15 protein-coding genes are annotated in these 12,917 nt (G+C 65.7%); 10 read left to right on the top strand and 5 right to left on the bottom strand.

Annotation, left to right across the window (positions count from 1 at the left end; translation table 11 throughout):
- The first annotated feature begins 104 nt into the window (after nt 1–104).
- Nucleotides 105–473 carry a DUF7968 family protein gene (locus BM113_RS01920; protein ID WP_007142386.1) on the top strand — a complete coding sequence of 123 codons (369 nt, stop codon included), beginning with the start codon at nt 105–107 and terminating at the stop codon, nt 471–473.
- Nucleotides 474–475: 2 nt separating this feature from the next.
- Here BM113_RS01920 and BM113_RS01915 read toward each other — a convergent pair whose 3' ends face one another.
- Nucleotides 476–967: a DUF5812 family protein gene (locus BM113_RS01915; protein ID WP_089784869.1), complete on the bottom strand. Its 492-nt coding sequence runs from the start codon at nt 965–967 to the stop codon at nt 476–478.
- A 139-nt stretch (nt 968–1,106) separates the two neighbouring features.
- Between BM113_RS01915 and BM113_RS01910 the strand changes: the two genes are divergently transcribed.
- From BM113_RS01910 to BM113_RS01900, 3 genes are all read left to right on the top strand, one after another.
- Complete coding sequence (locus BM113_RS01910) at nt 1,107–1,415, top strand: DUF6199 family natural product biosynthesis protein (protein ID WP_089784867.1); 309 nt, start codon at nt 1,107–1,109, stop codon at nt 1,413–1,415.
- 76 nt (nt 1,416–1,491) lie between these two features.
- Nucleotides 1,492–2,826 (top strand): glucose-6-phosphate isomerase, encoded by a 1,335-nt coding sequence (locus tag BM113_RS01905; protein ID WP_089784866.1) that lies wholly within the window; start codon nt 1,492–1,494, stop codon nt 2,824–2,826.
- A 73-nt stretch (nt 2,827–2,899) separates the two neighbouring features.
- Entirely contained in the window at nt 2,900–4,060 is a 1,161-nt protein-coding gene (locus BM113_RS01900; protein WP_089784864.1) for a CPBP family intramembrane glutamic endopeptidase, read from the top strand.
- A gap of 112 nt (nt 4,061–4,172) precedes the next feature.
- Here the strand turns inward: BM113_RS01900 and BM113_RS01895 are convergent, their stop codons facing one another.
- A complete protein-coding gene (locus BM113_RS01895; protein WP_007142381.1) occupies nt 4,173–4,631 on the bottom strand; it encodes an NOB1 family endonuclease in 459 nt (152 codons plus the stop codon).
- 10 nt (nt 4,632–4,641) lie between these two features.
- Complete coding sequence (locus tag BM113_RS01890; RefSeq protein WP_007142380.1) at nt 4,642–4,887, bottom strand: PRC-barrel domain-containing protein; 246 nt, start codon at nt 4,885–4,887, stop codon at nt 4,642–4,644.
- Between the two features lie 365 nt (nt 4,888–5,252).
- On the opposite strand from BM113_RS01890, the gene infB reads away from it, so the two are divergent.
- A complete protein-coding gene (infB, locus tag BM113_RS01885; protein WP_089784863.1) occupies nt 5,253–7,088 on the top strand; it encodes a translation initiation factor IF-2 in 1,836 nt (611 codons plus the stop codon).
- 47 nt (nt 7,089–7,135) lie between these two features.
- Nucleotides 7,136–7,315: a DUF7987 family protein gene (locus BM113_RS21735; RefSeq protein WP_143095794.1), complete on the top strand. Its 180-nt coding sequence runs from the start codon at nt 7,136–7,138 to the stop codon at nt 7,313–7,315.
- A gap of 95 nt (nt 7,316–7,410) precedes the next feature.
- Here BM113_RS21735 and BM113_RS01880 read toward each other — a convergent pair whose 3' ends face one another.
- The gene (locus BM113_RS01880; RefSeq protein ID WP_245757950.1) at nt 7,411–7,899 is read right to left on the bottom strand and encodes a GNAT family N-acetyltransferase; all 489 of its coding nucleotides are present in this window, start codon (nt 7,897–7,899) and stop codon (nt 7,411–7,413) included.
- Nucleotides 7,900–8,051: 152 nt separating this feature from the next.
- Nucleotides 8,052–8,972, bottom strand: a complete 921-nt coding sequence (locus BM113_RS01875; RefSeq protein WP_089784859.1) for a hypothetical protein — start codon at nt 8,970–8,972, stop codon at nt 8,052–8,054.
- 122 nt (nt 8,973–9,094) lie between these two features.
- Here BM113_RS01875 and BM113_RS01870 point away from each other — a divergent pair, with 122 nt between their 5' ends.
- The 4 genes from BM113_RS01870 (at nt 9,095) to BM113_RS01855 (ending at nt 12,574) form a co-directional block, all read left to right on the top strand.
- Nucleotides 9,095–9,520 carry a hypothetical protein gene (locus BM113_RS01870; protein WP_089784857.1) on the top strand — a complete coding sequence of 142 codons (426 nt, stop codon included), beginning with the start codon at nt 9,095–9,097 and terminating at the stop codon, nt 9,518–9,520.
- A gap of 110 nt (nt 9,521–9,630) precedes the next feature.
- Complete coding sequence (locus BM113_RS01865) at nt 9,631–11,322, top strand: CTP synthase (protein ID WP_089784855.1); 1,692 nt, start codon at nt 9,631–9,633, stop codon at nt 11,320–11,322.
- A complete protein-coding gene (guaA, locus tag BM113_RS01860) occupies nt 11,322–12,239 on the top strand; it encodes a glutamine-hydrolyzing GMP synthase (protein WP_089784853.1) in 918 nt (305 codons plus the stop codon). Before BM113_RS01865 ends, guaA begins: the two co-directional genes overlap by 1 nt.
- Nucleotides 12,236–12,574: a DUF7126 family protein gene (locus BM113_RS01855; RefSeq protein WP_089784851.1), complete on the top strand. Its 339-nt coding sequence runs from the start codon at nt 12,236–12,238 to the stop codon at nt 12,572–12,574. The genes guaA and BM113_RS01855 overlap by 4 nt, the downstream gene beginning before the upstream one ends.
- Nucleotides 12,575–12,917: the final 343 nt, after the last annotated feature.

Here is a 12,917-nt window from a genome sequence, read left to right as displayed (position 1 = left end):
GGAGGGCCCCCGAAGTAAGCCTTCTCAATTTCTCCAGGGTGTCGATTGCCGAACAGTACCGTGCCGTACGGCAGACTGAAGCCGCTCGAGGCCGTTCCTCGGGTATGAACGACGACGCCGAAATCGACGCGGCGGCCGACGAGCGCGGCGACGAACGCGAGACGGCAGCCGACCGGGTGACGGTGTCGTACCCGGCGGACCTCTCCGACTGGGGCCGGTTCCAGGTCGAGAAACCCTCGTTCCGCGCGTTCCTGCGGAAGACCCGCGACGAGGCTCGCGAGGGCGACCGGTGGGAGGAGTTCGTCGGTGTCGGCTGCTGTGGCAACACGCTCGACGTCCCGCTGCGGGTCGAGCACGTCGCCGGCGGGCCACGAATCGACGAAGAAACCGAAATCGAGTACGAGGTCCGGGAGGCCTGCGACCTCGAGGGCGGCTGGGAGGTCCAGAGCGAGGCGAGCCCAGAAAACGCCTGACGTCAGTCGGGCAGATAGCGGACGCTCAACACGCCGTTGCCCCCGTCCGGGCTCTCGGGGACCGATCGGCGCACCTCTACGCGAACCGCTTCGAGCCGCGCCGCCCGCGAGAGCGTCTCCTCGTCCTCGAGGACGTCCCGGGCGGCGTCCTCCGTCTCCTCGGCCGGGAGACAAAAGACGTGGATCTCGCCGGTCCCGGCCCGCTCCTCGGTGACGAGGTCGCCGACCTCGGCGGCGGCGGCCAGTTCCTTCGCGTGCTGAGTCGGCTCGAGGTCGCTGTCGACGAGGTCGATCGATCGGCGCTCTTCGACGTCGATCACCTGCCAGGCGACCTCCAGCGGCGGTTCGGGGGCGACGGTCGCCTCGAGGACGTCGTGGACCTCGAGGCCGGGGTTCGAGGCGAGCGTGTGTACCTGTGCGGTCTCGACGTCGCGGACGACGGCCGACTCCGCTTCGGCGTGCGTGACGACGAACGTTCCCGTCTTTTCGGTCATGGGCGGTCGTAGGGCCGGGGTCGTTTTCCGGGTTTCGGGTTCAGACGATATCGACGGTGACGGCGGCGACGGCGGGTGGGATTCCCGGCCCGCGGGGACGAGACGGGATCTTCTTACGCTCGCGTGACTATCAGCTCGTATGGTCGTTTCGAAACTCATGAAACTCTGTTACGCCGGAAGCGCACTGTACGGACTGCTCGCGGCCGCGACGCCCCGGCGCGCGCTCGCGCTGTCGCTGCGTGCCTGGACGCCTGGCCTCGAGAACGTCTCGGAACTCGAGCCCCGCGAGTGGTACGTCCGAAACACCCGGGCGGTCGGCGTCGGGATGCTCGCTGCGGGACTCGCCGGACTGGCACTCGAGCAGCGTGCCGCCGAGACCGAGGAAACGGCGGAAGGGACCGACGACGGCCCCGTCACCGTCGAGGTCGGCGACGGTTCGTCGGACTGAAGCGACGGTTCGACCAGGGACAGTCCGGCGAACGCGTGACGGAACGCCTTTGCCCCAGGCGGTTGCTCACTCCGGTATGGACGTCGACATCGGCAACGCGCTCGCATCGGTCGCCTCGCCGGGCGTCTCGCGGGCGAGCCTCGAGCGACTGGACGAGCGGGTCGCGGACGCCCACGAGCGTATCGAGCGCGGGATGGCGAACCGGGAGCACGGCTACGAAGCTCTCAACCTCCCGGAGCGAACCGATCCGGACGAGATCAGGGCGGCCGTCGATCCGGTCGCGGACGCCGAGGCACTGCTCACCGTCGGCATCGGCGGGAGTTCGCTCGGCGCGGCGACGATCGCGAACGCGCTCGAGGGCGTCGAGCCACGCTCGACGGGAAGTCGGACGGAGTCCGACGGTACCGAGACCGTCTTCCTCGACAACGTCGATCCTGCATGGGTCTCGCGGAAACTCGCCTCGCTCCCGCTCGAGGAGACGGCGATCAACGTCGTCTCGCGCTCCGGAACCACGGCGGAGACGCTGGCGAACTTCCTGGTCGTCCGCGACGCCTTCGAGTCGGCCGGCGTCGACTGGACCGAGCGAACGATCGTGACGACCGGCGATTCCGGGCCGCTGCGTGATCTCGCCGATCGCCACGACCTCCCCTCGCTGAAGGTGCCCGACGGCGTTCCCGGACGCTTCTCCGCGCTGTCCGCCGTCGGGATGGTCGCCGCCGCGGTCTGTGGCCACGACCTCGAGGCGCTGCTCGAGGGTGCCGCGGCCGAACGGGAGTCCCTGTCGGGATCGCTGTTCGAGTGTCCGGCCTACGCCTACGGCGCGACGACCTACGCCCTCGACGGGCGGGGTGCAGGGACCAACGCCGTGATGCCCTACGCCGAGTCCCTCGAGACCTTCGCCGAGTGGTTCGCCCAGCTGTGGGCCGAGAGCCTCGGGAAGGACGAACTCGGACAGACGCCCGTCCGGGCGCTTGGCGCGACCGACCAGCATTCACAACTGCAACTGTACCGGGCCGGACCGCGGGACAAACTCGTCACCTTCCTCACCGTCGACGACGGCCCGGACCGCTCGATCCCGGAGACGGACGTCGACGACCTCGCCTACCTCGGCGACTCGACGCTCGGCGAACTACTCGCGGCCGAGTTCGAGGCGACCGAAGCCAGCCTCGCGGCCGCCGGCCGGCCGAACGTTCGCGTCGAACTCGAGGCCGTCGACGAGTACGAACTCGGCGGCCTGCTGTACGGGATGGAGGCCGCCTGCGTGCTCGCCGGCGAACTCTACCGCGTCAACACGTTCGAACAGCCGGCCGTCGAGTGGGCGAAGAAGGCAACGCGGGGACTGCTGGGCGGCGGCGAGTTCGAGGAAGCCGAGGCGGTCGCCGAGAAGACCGAACTGCGGGTCGAACGGTAGTCGGAACCGGCTCCGACTCCCTGCCTGCATCGAATTGCGGTGCTCCTATAGGCACGTAGACGAAAATCGTGGTATGAGCGATACCGAACGGGCCGCCGACCGCGACCCCGACCACGGCCCCGGCACCGGCTCCGACGCTCGCCGAACCGAGCGTGGCGACCCGCCCTCCTCCGCGCTCGTTCCCGCCGTCGGAACCGTCCTCTCGGCGGTCACCGCTGCCGCGCTCCTGGTCCCCGTTCGCCGCGGCGTCGACGAACCGACTCTCCAGATCGCGGGGGCCCTGGCGGTAGTCGCCACCGGCGCGTTCCTCGCGCGACGTCACGCCCTCCTCGAGCGACGACGGGCCGGTCCGATCGCGGCCGGCGCGAGCCTTCTCGTCGTCGTTCTCTCCGGATACGTGATCACCCAGGGGGTGCTCGGCTCGGCCGTCCTGCCCGGCCTCGGATGGTCGATATCGCTGCTGTTTACGGCGTTTTTCGTCGCCGCAGGTTCGGTCGGCGTCGGCGTCGCGGACTACGTCGGACTCTCCAGTCGTGGGCTGACCCGGCGGGCGAGCCACATGGCCGAGATGTTCGTCCTCGCGTTCGTCAGTCTCTTCGGCATTGCGTTTGCCTTCCTCTTCCTGTCGCTGCCGCTTGCCCTCGTCGTCGGCGAACCCACACCGCTACAGGAGACGCTCGTCGAGTACGCCTCGACCGTGGTCGCGCTGGGCGGGGTCACGATCGGCTACCTCCGGCTTCGCGGCCGCGACCGCTCGTTTATCGACCTCGAGATGCCAACGCTCCGGACGGTCGGCTGGCTCGTCGGCGGAGTGATCCTGCTCGTGGGGACGAACACGGCCCTCGGGTCGCTGTTGAGCGCGGCCGGTGCGGAGGGAGCCGAGCACACGACCGTCCAGCAGGTCGCGGAGAACCCGAACCTGTTGGTGGTCATCATCCCCGCGATGGTGTTCATCGTCGGCCCGTTCGAGGAACTGCTCTACCGCAACATCATCCAGAAATCGCTGTACGACACGTTCTCGCGCTACGGTGCGATCGTCGTCGCGAGCGTCGTGTTCACGTCGGTCCACATCTCTGCGTACTCGACCGCAGGGGCGAACCGAATCCTCGTGAGTCTGGCGCTGTTGTTCGTCCTCTCACTGATCCTGGGCGCGCTCTACGAGCGAACCGAGAACCTGCTCGTGCCGGCGCTGGTCCACGGCTGTTACAACGCGGCGGTTTTCCTCATCGCGTAAACGGGGCGCTCTCGGTGGGTGCTTGGCGAAGGGAGTCGAGCGGACGGGAGCGACTGTAGTCCGCTCCGGATGCCGAACGCGAAATTATCGGGCCCGAGTGGGGTAGAGGGGGTTACGAAGGGTTCTTTCGCGCGAGTTCGGACCCACAGATCGGACACCGGTCCTTCTCCTCGTCGAACTCGCGGCCACAGCCCTGACACTGGTAGTGCCAGTGGCGCTGTTCGTCGATCCCCTCGCGGGCGATGACCTCGACGTCGACGTTGAGTTTCTCCGCGACGTTTTGCATCGCGTAGTCGTCGGTGACGAGGACCCCGTCGAGTTCGAAACTGGCCGCGACGAGCCGAACGTCCGTGTCCGAGAGCACCTCGAGGTCGCCCGACTCGCGGGCTGCACGCCGGACCTTCTCCGTCGTGTCCTCGTTGGGGATGTGGATGTGCATCCCCGAGCCCTCCATCGCGTCGTAGCGATAGGCGCTCTCGTCCTCGAGTTCTTCGCGGACGAGCGGGATGGTCGCAGTCTGTTCTGACGTGTGGAAGTCGTGAATAAAAGCCGAGGAGTCGAGAACGTACATACCGTTTCCGTTAGCGCTTGACGACGATGTAGTCTTTTACCGCCTGAACGCGGTTGACGGGGACGAGAAACCGGCCGTCTTCGTCGACGTCGAAATCGACGGAGCGGGTCGGAAGTTCTTCGTCAGGATCGATAACCAGGTCGTGAAGTTTCCCGGACTTGAGGTCCATCGTGATGTTGTAGAGCAATCCCAGTTCGGTGCCGTCGGATCCCATGACGGCCTTCCCCGAGAGATTTTCGGCGAGTATATCGCTCATGCATACCCGTATTTACTAATCGGTATTAAAATCCATGGGGTCCGCGGTCGTCCCGGTTCCGTCCGGCGATCGAGACACTCATCGTCCGTTTTCGGGCCGTACACGGCCGTGAAGGCGCGGTCCAGTCCGCCGTCGGACGTGGCCGATCCGGAAACCCACGCTTGCGAACCGTTACGATCCCTCGAGCCACGGCCCTCGGAACGGGGCGAACCTACGGCTATCCCGCGTCGCGACGTTCGCCCCGATCAGCGCCCGACGCCACGTGATTCTCGCTGCTCGAGTCCCGGCACAACGGCGCGGCGTGACGATGGGTTTAACTACCGCCCTGCGGACGCTCTAGGCAAGACCTTCTCGGGTGGTTCATCATGTCGGACACGGATACAGATGCGGAGACGGATACGAATTCGGACTCGGACTCGCGAGACCCTACATCTCTCAGAACGCCGATCGTCGCCGTCCTCGGTCACGTCGATCACGGGAAGACCAGCCTGCTAGACAAGATCCGCGGTTCCGCAGTCATCGAGGGCGAGGCCGGGGCGATCACCCAGCACATCGGGGCGACCGCGGTGCCGTTAGACATCGTCTCCTCGATCGCGGGCGACCTGGTCGACCCGGACGACTTCGACCTGCCCGGCCTCCTCTTTATCGACACGCCGGGCCACCACTCCTTCACGACGCTTCGGTCCCGCGGGGGCGCGCTCGCAGACATCGCTATCCTCGTCGTCGACGTCAACGACGGCTTCCAGCCCCAGACGCTCGAGGCGCTCGATATCCTCCGGCGGTCGGAGACGCCGTTCATCGTCGCGGCCAACAAGATCGACACGGTGCCGGGGTGGGACGAGACCGAGGACTCGCCGATCAACGCGACCTACGAGTCCCAGACCGACCGCGTCCAGGGTCGACTCGACGAACAGCTCTACGAGATCATCGGGAACCTCTCTGACGAAGGCTTCTCCGCCGACCTCTACTGGCGCGTCCAGAACTTCCAGCGCAACGTCGGCGTCGTCCCCGTCTCCGCGATGACCGGCGAGGGCGTACCGGACCTGCTCGCCGTCATGATGGGCCTCTCCCAGCGGTACATGAAAGAGGAGATGGAGATCGACGTCACCGGCCCCGGCGTCGGCACCGTCCTCGAGGTCAAAGAGGAGAAAGGGTTCGGCAAGACGATCGACATCGTCCTCTACGACGGCACGATCAAGGCCGACGATCAGATCGTCGTCGGCGGACAGAACGATCCCATCGTCACCGACGTCCGCGCCCTGCTACAACCCCGGCCGCTCGCGGAGATCCGCACCGAGAGCCGGTTCGAGAAAGTCGACGAGGTCAGCGCCGCGGCCGGGATCAAGGTCGCCGCGCCCGATCTCGGCGACGCGATGGCCGGCGCGCCAGTCCGAGTCGTCTGCGACCGGGACCTCGAGGACGTCGTCCGCGAGGTCGAGGCCGAACTCGCGGACATCGCCGTCGACACCGCCGAGGAGGGCGTCGTCGTCAAGGCCGACACCCTGGGCAGCCTCGAGGCGATGGCCGACGCCCTGGAGGACGCCGAGGTGCCGATCGTCCGCGCGGAGGTCGGCGACGTCGCCCCGCGGGACGTCTCCGTCGCCTCGACCGCCGACGATCCGAAACAGCAGGTGATCCTCGGGTTCAACGTCGACGTCCTTCCCGACGCCGAGCGGCGGGCCGAGACGGACGACGTGGATATCTTCACCGACGAGGTCATCTACCAGCTCGTCGAGGAGTACGACGAGTACGTCGAGGAGATCGAGCAGGCCCAGCAAGACACCATCCTCGAGAACATCACGCGACCCGCCCGGTTCCGGATCCTGCCGGATCACACGTTCCGCCAGAACGATCCCGCGGTCGTCGGCGTCGAGGTCGACGCCGGGACCCTGCGCAACAACGCGAACGTCGTGACGTTCGACGGCGGCGAACCCGAACGGGTCGGCCAGATCAAAGGGATTCAGGAACAGGGAGAGGACGTCGACGAGGCCCGCAACGGCGACCGCGTTTCGGTCGCGATCGACGGCCCCACGGTCGGCCGTGACATCGAGGAAGGCGACCGACTCTGGACCGAAATTCCCGAGAAGCACGCCAAGATCCTGGAACAGGAGCTGACGGACGAAATCCCCGGCGACGAACTCGAGGCGCTGAACATGTACCTCGAGAAACAGCGGAACCGTGATCCGTTCTGGGGGAAATAAAATCAAATTTGGACATTCTTCTGTGATACGGGACGAGAACGGAAGGTATGGTTTCCCGCGAAAACAAAGTTGTAGGTGCATGTGTCGTGGTCGCGATGGTTCTCACTTACGGAGGATTTTGGCTGGCCGGTTTATCTTCGGAAATTCTGATGGGAGTGCTGATTTTCGTTGGCGTCGTCGCACCGATGGTCGTAAACAACTATTTCGATAACCGAGAATCCGTCTGAGCAAGTGAGTCGATGTGCACACTTTGTTCGTACTCTACGTTCGCTTCCGGGGCACATAGCGATAGCGAGCGAGAGCGCAGTCGGCTACCCGGTAGCTACGTTCGACGCTCCTCGCTCCCGACGTGCTTTTCCATGACGATTTCGTCGTAATCGCGGTAGTCCAGCGGATACTCTCCGGTCTTTTCGTACCCACGCCGTCGATACAATTCGGGGAGATACGGATGCTCTCCGGGTGTAGTAAGCCAGACAGTGGCGAACCCCTGATCTCGAGCCAGCGTCTCCACGTGATCCAGTAGCCTGCTTCCGACGCCTCTCCCCTTCCAGTCCGCGTGAACGCCGAGACGGCTCAGTTTCACTCGATCCGGGTCCGTCTCCTCGAGTCGGACGCCGCCGACGATTTCGGTCCGGACGCTGGCGACGTAGAGTCGGTCGTTTCGAATCCAGTTCGAGACCGTATCTGACGTAACTGATCCGGCTTTCGCGGGAAACCCGAGTCGACGGTTCTCCCGGTAGGCGCTTCGATACACTTCCGCGAGTCGCTCCGAATCGGCGACGGTCGCCCGGCGGAGTTGCACTTCTTGCACGATCTATCCCACGTTGGGGTCGGAGCGACCAATAATCCCGACCATGGCCGCGGTGAAAGTGGAAGTACTGACACACCCAGCGCGGAACGACCGGAGTTCGCGATCGGGGACGGTGACGGAGAGATCCGGCATGGCTGTCCCGTCGGCGACAACTACTTCGATCCGTCGACCGTCTCGGTCTCCCTTCGGCGGGCGCGCTCGATGCCCTCGAGAACGGCTTCGGGATCGTCGATCGCGTCCCGATCGCAGCGAAGGTCGAACCGGCGACTGCGCTCGAGAACCAGTTCGTCGTCGGTGAGTTCGACCCCGCTGATCCGCTCCCAGGGGACGAGTTTGCTCGCCCGCCCTCGATCGAGTCGGATCCCGCGCCGGTGGGCACGGAGTTCGCCCACGGTCCGATCCGTGTCGCCGGTGTCCAGCGAGAACCGTTTCCCGCCGCGTTTCGCTCCGTTACCTCCGAAGTCGAACCGATCCCAGGCGATCACGAGGACGGCGTACGCGATCCAGAACAGCCCGAACGCGTTTCCGGCGACGAGGGACGTAACGCCCGCAACGAACGCGAGGGCGACGAGCAGGGCCCAGGCCCCGCCCTGGAGAAAGCCCGCCGGTTCGTAGTTCCAGGAGACGACCGGGTCGTCCGCGGTCACTGCCTCGACGTACCGGTTCCGACAGAGGCGTTCCAGGCCGAAGCCGGCGACCCCCACGACGAGGGCGAAGATCGCCGTCACGACGAGGTGACGGGTCCGCACCGTGAGGGCCGTCACGCCGGGTACGAACGCGACGACCCCGAAGGCGATCGCCGGCAGGTAGGGGACGGCCCGGGTCCGCCGGGACCGCCCGATCCGCTCGGGAAGGCCGACGGCCCGCTTCCCGAGGACGTGACCGACGATCGTGACGGCGGTCACCGTCGTCGGGAGCACACCGAGGAGCGTGACCGCCGCGACGTCCGCGAACGCGCCGACGACGGCGGCGAACCCGCCCGCGACGAGGCCGAGGTAGAAGCCGAACCCGGCCTGGAACCCGATGTCCGGCGGCTCGGGGTCCGCGAGGGGGCGGCCGTGCTCGAGGGACATACCGAAGGGTACGGTTCCCTGGCGCAAAAAAGCGTGTGACACCCAACGCGCGACGCTTCTCCGGACTGGGTGCTTGCGCCTGCCGTTGAAATACTTACCATCGGATCGCTGGTGGGTCGTGTATGCTCGTCCATCTCCAGCAGTACAAACACGAGGAAGTCCAGTTCGACGACAACCGGACGACGGGCGAATCCCAGACCGAAGATTCGGTCGACAAGGAACCCGAGGAGTACTTCGGCAAGAACATCGACGACTTCGACCTCGAGACGTGGGAAACGGTCGACCACGACGGCGACCCCATCCAGCGACGCGAGGTGACGATCGACGGCGTCACCGCGCTCTCGGTGCCCCAGGAGCCGACCGAGGAGGACGATCCGGACCTGCCCGGCCGAACCCTCCAGCTCCGGCTGGGCGGCGGTATCGAGTTCCTCGCGAACGTCGAACTCGTCGAGGCCCAGGATCGGAACCCGTCAGAACCGGAGGCCGAAGGGAAAGTCTCGAAGGAGGACGACCCGCAGGGGAAGATGACGATGGACGACGAACCGTAAGCAGCAGTGATCGACTCGGTGTGTGGACGTGTCACGAACCGGAATGACAGCCGCTACCGGAGACGCGACGGTCCCGAAATCGTTTTCAACTGCTCACTCGCACACTCGGTATGCCGACGGAATCGGACACTCATTACGACCCCTCGCTGGGGAACAAGTTCATCTTCGTCACCGGCGGCGTCATGTCGGGGCTCGGCAAAGGGATCACGGCCGCGAGCACCGGCCGTCTCCTGAAAAACGCCGGGTTCGACGTCACCGCAGTGAAGATCGATCCGTACCTGAACGTCGACGCCGGGACGATGAATCCCTACCAGCACGGGGAGGTGTACGTCCTGGAGGACGGCGGCGAGGTCGACCTCGACCTGGGGAACTACGAGCGGTTCCTCGACGTCGACATGACCTCCGACCACAACATCACGACGGGGAAGACCTACCAGCACGTCATCGAGAAGGAACGGGCCGGCGACTACCTCGGGAAGACGGTCCAGATCATCCCCCACATCACGGACGACATCAAACGGCGGATCCGGGAGGCCGCCGAGGGGACCGACGTCTGTATCGTCGAGGTCGGCGGGACGGTCGGCGACATCGAGGGGATGCCCTACCTCGAGGCGCTGCGCCAGTTCGCCCACGAGGAACCCGAGGAGAACGTCCTCTTCGCCCACGTCACGCTCGTCCCCTACTCGAAGAACGGCGAGCAAAAGACCAAGCCAACCCAGCACTCGGTCAAGGAGGTCCGGTCGATCGGCCTCCAGCCCGACGTAATCGTCGGCCGCTGTGAGGACCGACTCGATCCCGAGACCAAAGAGAAGATCGCCCTGTTCTGTGACATCCCCACGGAAGCGGTGTTCTCGAACCCCGACGTCGAGGACGTCTACCACGTCCCGCTGATGGTCGAGGAAGAAGGACTCGACCAGTACGTCCTCGAGCACTTCGGGCTCGACGACGAGGCGCTCCCGGCGGGCGAGCGATCGAACGAGTGGCGCGAGATCGTCACCTCCGAGAAGTCCGGTACCGTCGACGTCGCGCTGGTCGGCAAGTACGACCTCGAGGACGCGTACATGTCGATCCACGAGTCGCTGAAACACGCCGGCTTCGAGGTCGGCGTCGACGTCGACGTCCACTGGGTCCCGGCCGACGAGATGGCCGACGAGTACGACGATCAACTCGAGGCGGTCGACGGGATCATCGTCCCCGGCGGCTTCGGAATGCGCGGCTCCGAAGGGAAGATCCGCGCGGTCCAGTACGCCCGCGAGAACGACGTCCCGTTCCTCGGACTCTGTCTCGGCTTCCAGATGGCCGTCGTCGAGTACGCTCGGAACGTGCTCGGCCTCGAGGGCGCCCACTCGGCGGAGATGGACGAGGATACGCCCCACCCGGTCATCGACATCCTGCCCGAACAGTACGAGGTCGAGGACATGGGCGGTACGATGCGGCTCGGCGAGCACACGACCGTCATCGAGCCGGAGACGCTGGCGTACGACCTCTACGGCGACACTTCCTGTAGCGAGCGCCACCGCCACCGCTACGAGGTCAACCCCGAGTACTTCGATCGGTTCGAGGACGAACCGCTGGTCTTCTCCGGCACCGCCGGCAACCGCATGGAGATCCTCGAACTCGAGACCCACCCGTACTTCCTCGGGACGCAGTTCCACCCCGAGTACACGTCACGGCCGGGACAGCCGAGTCCGCCGTTCCTCGGCCTCGTCGAGGCCGCACTCGAGCAGTCCGAGGACGAAGCAGCCTCGGCCGAGACCGACAGCGACACGGATGCTGACACCGAAACGGAGGTAACCCACTGATGGTAGACACAGAGACGTTCGTCCCCGACGCAATCGACGAGATCGAATCGGAAATCGGCGACGCAAACGCCGTCATCGCCCTCTCGGGCGGCGTCGACTCCTCGGTCGCCGCTGCCCTGGCCTACGAGGCCATCGGCGACCGACTGACGCCAGTCTACGTCGACACCGGGCTGATGCGGAAAGGCGAGACCGACCAGATCCGCGAGACGTTCGACTACATGGAGTCGCTGCGGATCGTCGACGCCAAAGACCGGTTCCTCGAGGCGCTCTCGGGCGTCACCGACCCCGAGGAGAAACGGGAGGTCATCGGCGAGCAGTTCATCCGCGAGTTCGAGCGCGAAGCGACGGACGCGGACGCCGACTACCTCGTCCAGGGGACGATCTACCCCGATCGCATCGAGAGCGAGGGCGGAATCAAGTCCCACCACAACGTCGGCGGCCTCCCCGAGGTCGTCGACTTCGAGGGAATCGTCGAACCCGTTCGCGACCTCTACAAGGACGAGGTCCGCGAGGTCGCACGCCACCTCGGCCTGGACGAAATCGTCGCCGAGCGGATGCCGTTCCCCGGTCCCGGCCTCGCGGTCCGGGTGATCGGCGAGGTCACCGAAGAGAAACTCGAGGTCGCCCGCCACGCCTGTCACGTGGTCGAGGAGGAACTCGAGGAGTACGAACCGTGGCAGGCCCTCGCTGCCGTGATCGGCAAGGCGACGGGCGTCAAGGGTGACAATCGCGTCCACGGCTGGGTCGTCTCGGTGCGCTCGGTGGAGTCCCGGGACGGGATGACCGCCCGCGCCCAGGAGATCGACTGGGATACGCTCCAGCGCATCCAGTCGCGCATCACCGGACAGAACGAGAACGTGGCACGGGTCGTCTACGACGTGACCCACAAGCCGCCGGCGACCATCGAGTACGAATGACGGACGCAAACGGAACGCGCGCGGTCGTCGCCGGCCCCGACGAGGCCGAGATCGGCCCCGCCCTCGAGGACGAAGGCGTCGAAGTCCGACGACTCGAGGGGGTCGTCTCCCGACCCCAACTCGAGGAGGCGGGCATCGTCGACGCCGACCTCTACGTCCTGACCGACGTCGATCAGGCGACGACGATCCCGATCGTCTGCGATCTCAACGACGACCTCCGGACGGTCGTCTACGCCGACCGGACGGTTCCGGAGTTCGTCACCGCCCAACTCGATCTGGCGGTCGATCCAGCGTTGATCGACCCCGCCGTACTCGCCGAAGAACTACTCGCCTGAGACGGATCCCTGTCCCGATGTACCGGCGCACCTGCGATCCGGGCGGGTGGGCCGGAACTGACGCACGGTAAACCGTATGACCCCGGAGAATCGAACCCGAAATCCGGCGAACGCGGTTTTACAGTTAAAACTATTTAGGTTATCCATTTTCCGGATAGCGCCCCTCTCGAGCCGGAAAATCCCGAATTAAATCCGAGTTAAATCCGATAGAATCGGTGTAAGGGTCTTATACCGTCGCCTCCGTTAAAGTAGTCCCCGGCGTTAGGAGCGAGTGGAGGTCGACGGGTAACTCCACCGAGGCACCCACGCCTGTTCCCGTGGCTTCCAGCAATCCCACCACAGC

Source organism: Natronobacterium haloterrestre (assembly GCF_900112205.1).
In the GTDB taxonomy this organism is placed as follows: domain Archaea; phylum Halobacteriota; class Halobacteria; order Halobacteriales; family Natrialbaceae; genus Natronobacterium; species Natronobacterium haloterrestre.
Note: the sequence above shows the minus strand (reverse complement) of the source record. Positions and strands in the feature narration are given on the sequence as shown.

Excerpts from the sequence above, each read along its gene's own strand:
- BM113_RS01875 (WP_089784859.1), bottom strand. The coding sequence starts at position 8,972 with ATGTCCCTCGAGCACGGCCGCCCCCTCGCGGACCCCGAGCCGCCGGAC.
- BM113_RS01900 (WP_089784864.1), top strand. The coding sequence starts at position 2,900 with ATGAGCGATACCGAACGGGCCGCCGACCGCGACCCCGACCACGGCCCC.
- BM113_RS01915 (WP_089784869.1), bottom strand. The coding sequence starts at position 967 with ATGACCGAAAAGACGGGAACGTTCGTCGTCACGCACGCCGAAGCGGAG.
- guaA (WP_089784853.1), top strand. The coding sequence starts at position 11,322 with ATGGTAGACACAGAGACGTTCGTCCCCGACGCAATCGACGAGATCGAA.
- BM113_RS01855 (WP_089784851.1), top strand. The coding sequence starts at position 12,236 with ATGACGGACGCAAACGGAACGCGCGCGGTCGTCGCCGGCCCCGACGAG.
- BM113_RS01910 (WP_089784867.1), top strand. The coding sequence starts at position 1,107 with ATGGTCGTTTCGAAACTCATGAAACTCTGTTACGCCGGAAGCGCACTG.
- BM113_RS01890 (WP_007142380.1), bottom strand. The coding sequence starts at position 4,887 with ATGAGCGATATACTCGCCGAAAATCTCTCGGGGAAGGCCGTCATGGGA.
- BM113_RS21735 (WP_143095794.1), top strand. The coding sequence starts at position 7,136 with ATGGTTTCCCGCGAAAACAAAGTTGTAGGTGCATGTGTCGTGGTCGCG.
- BM113_RS01920 (WP_007142386.1), top strand. The coding sequence starts at position 105 with ATGAACGACGACGCCGAAATCGACGCGGCGGCCGACGAGCGCGGCGAC.
- BM113_RS01905 (WP_089784866.1), top strand. The coding sequence starts at position 1,492 with ATGGACGTCGACATCGGCAACGCGCTCGCATCGGTCGCCTCGCCGGGC.
- BM113_RS01895 (WP_007142381.1), bottom strand. The coding sequence starts at position 4,631 with ATGTACGTTCTCGACTCCTCGGCTTTTATTCACGACTTCCACACGTCA.
- infB (WP_089784863.1), top strand. The coding sequence starts at position 5,253 with ATGTCGGACACGGATACAGATGCGGAGACGGATACGAATTCGGACTCG.
- BM113_RS01865 (WP_089784855.1), top strand. The coding sequence starts at position 9,631 with ATGCCGACGGAATCGGACACTCATTACGACCCCTCGCTGGGGAACAAG.
- BM113_RS01870 (WP_089784857.1), top strand. The coding sequence starts at position 9,095 with ATGCTCGTCCATCTCCAGCAGTACAAACACGAGGAAGTCCAGTTCGAC.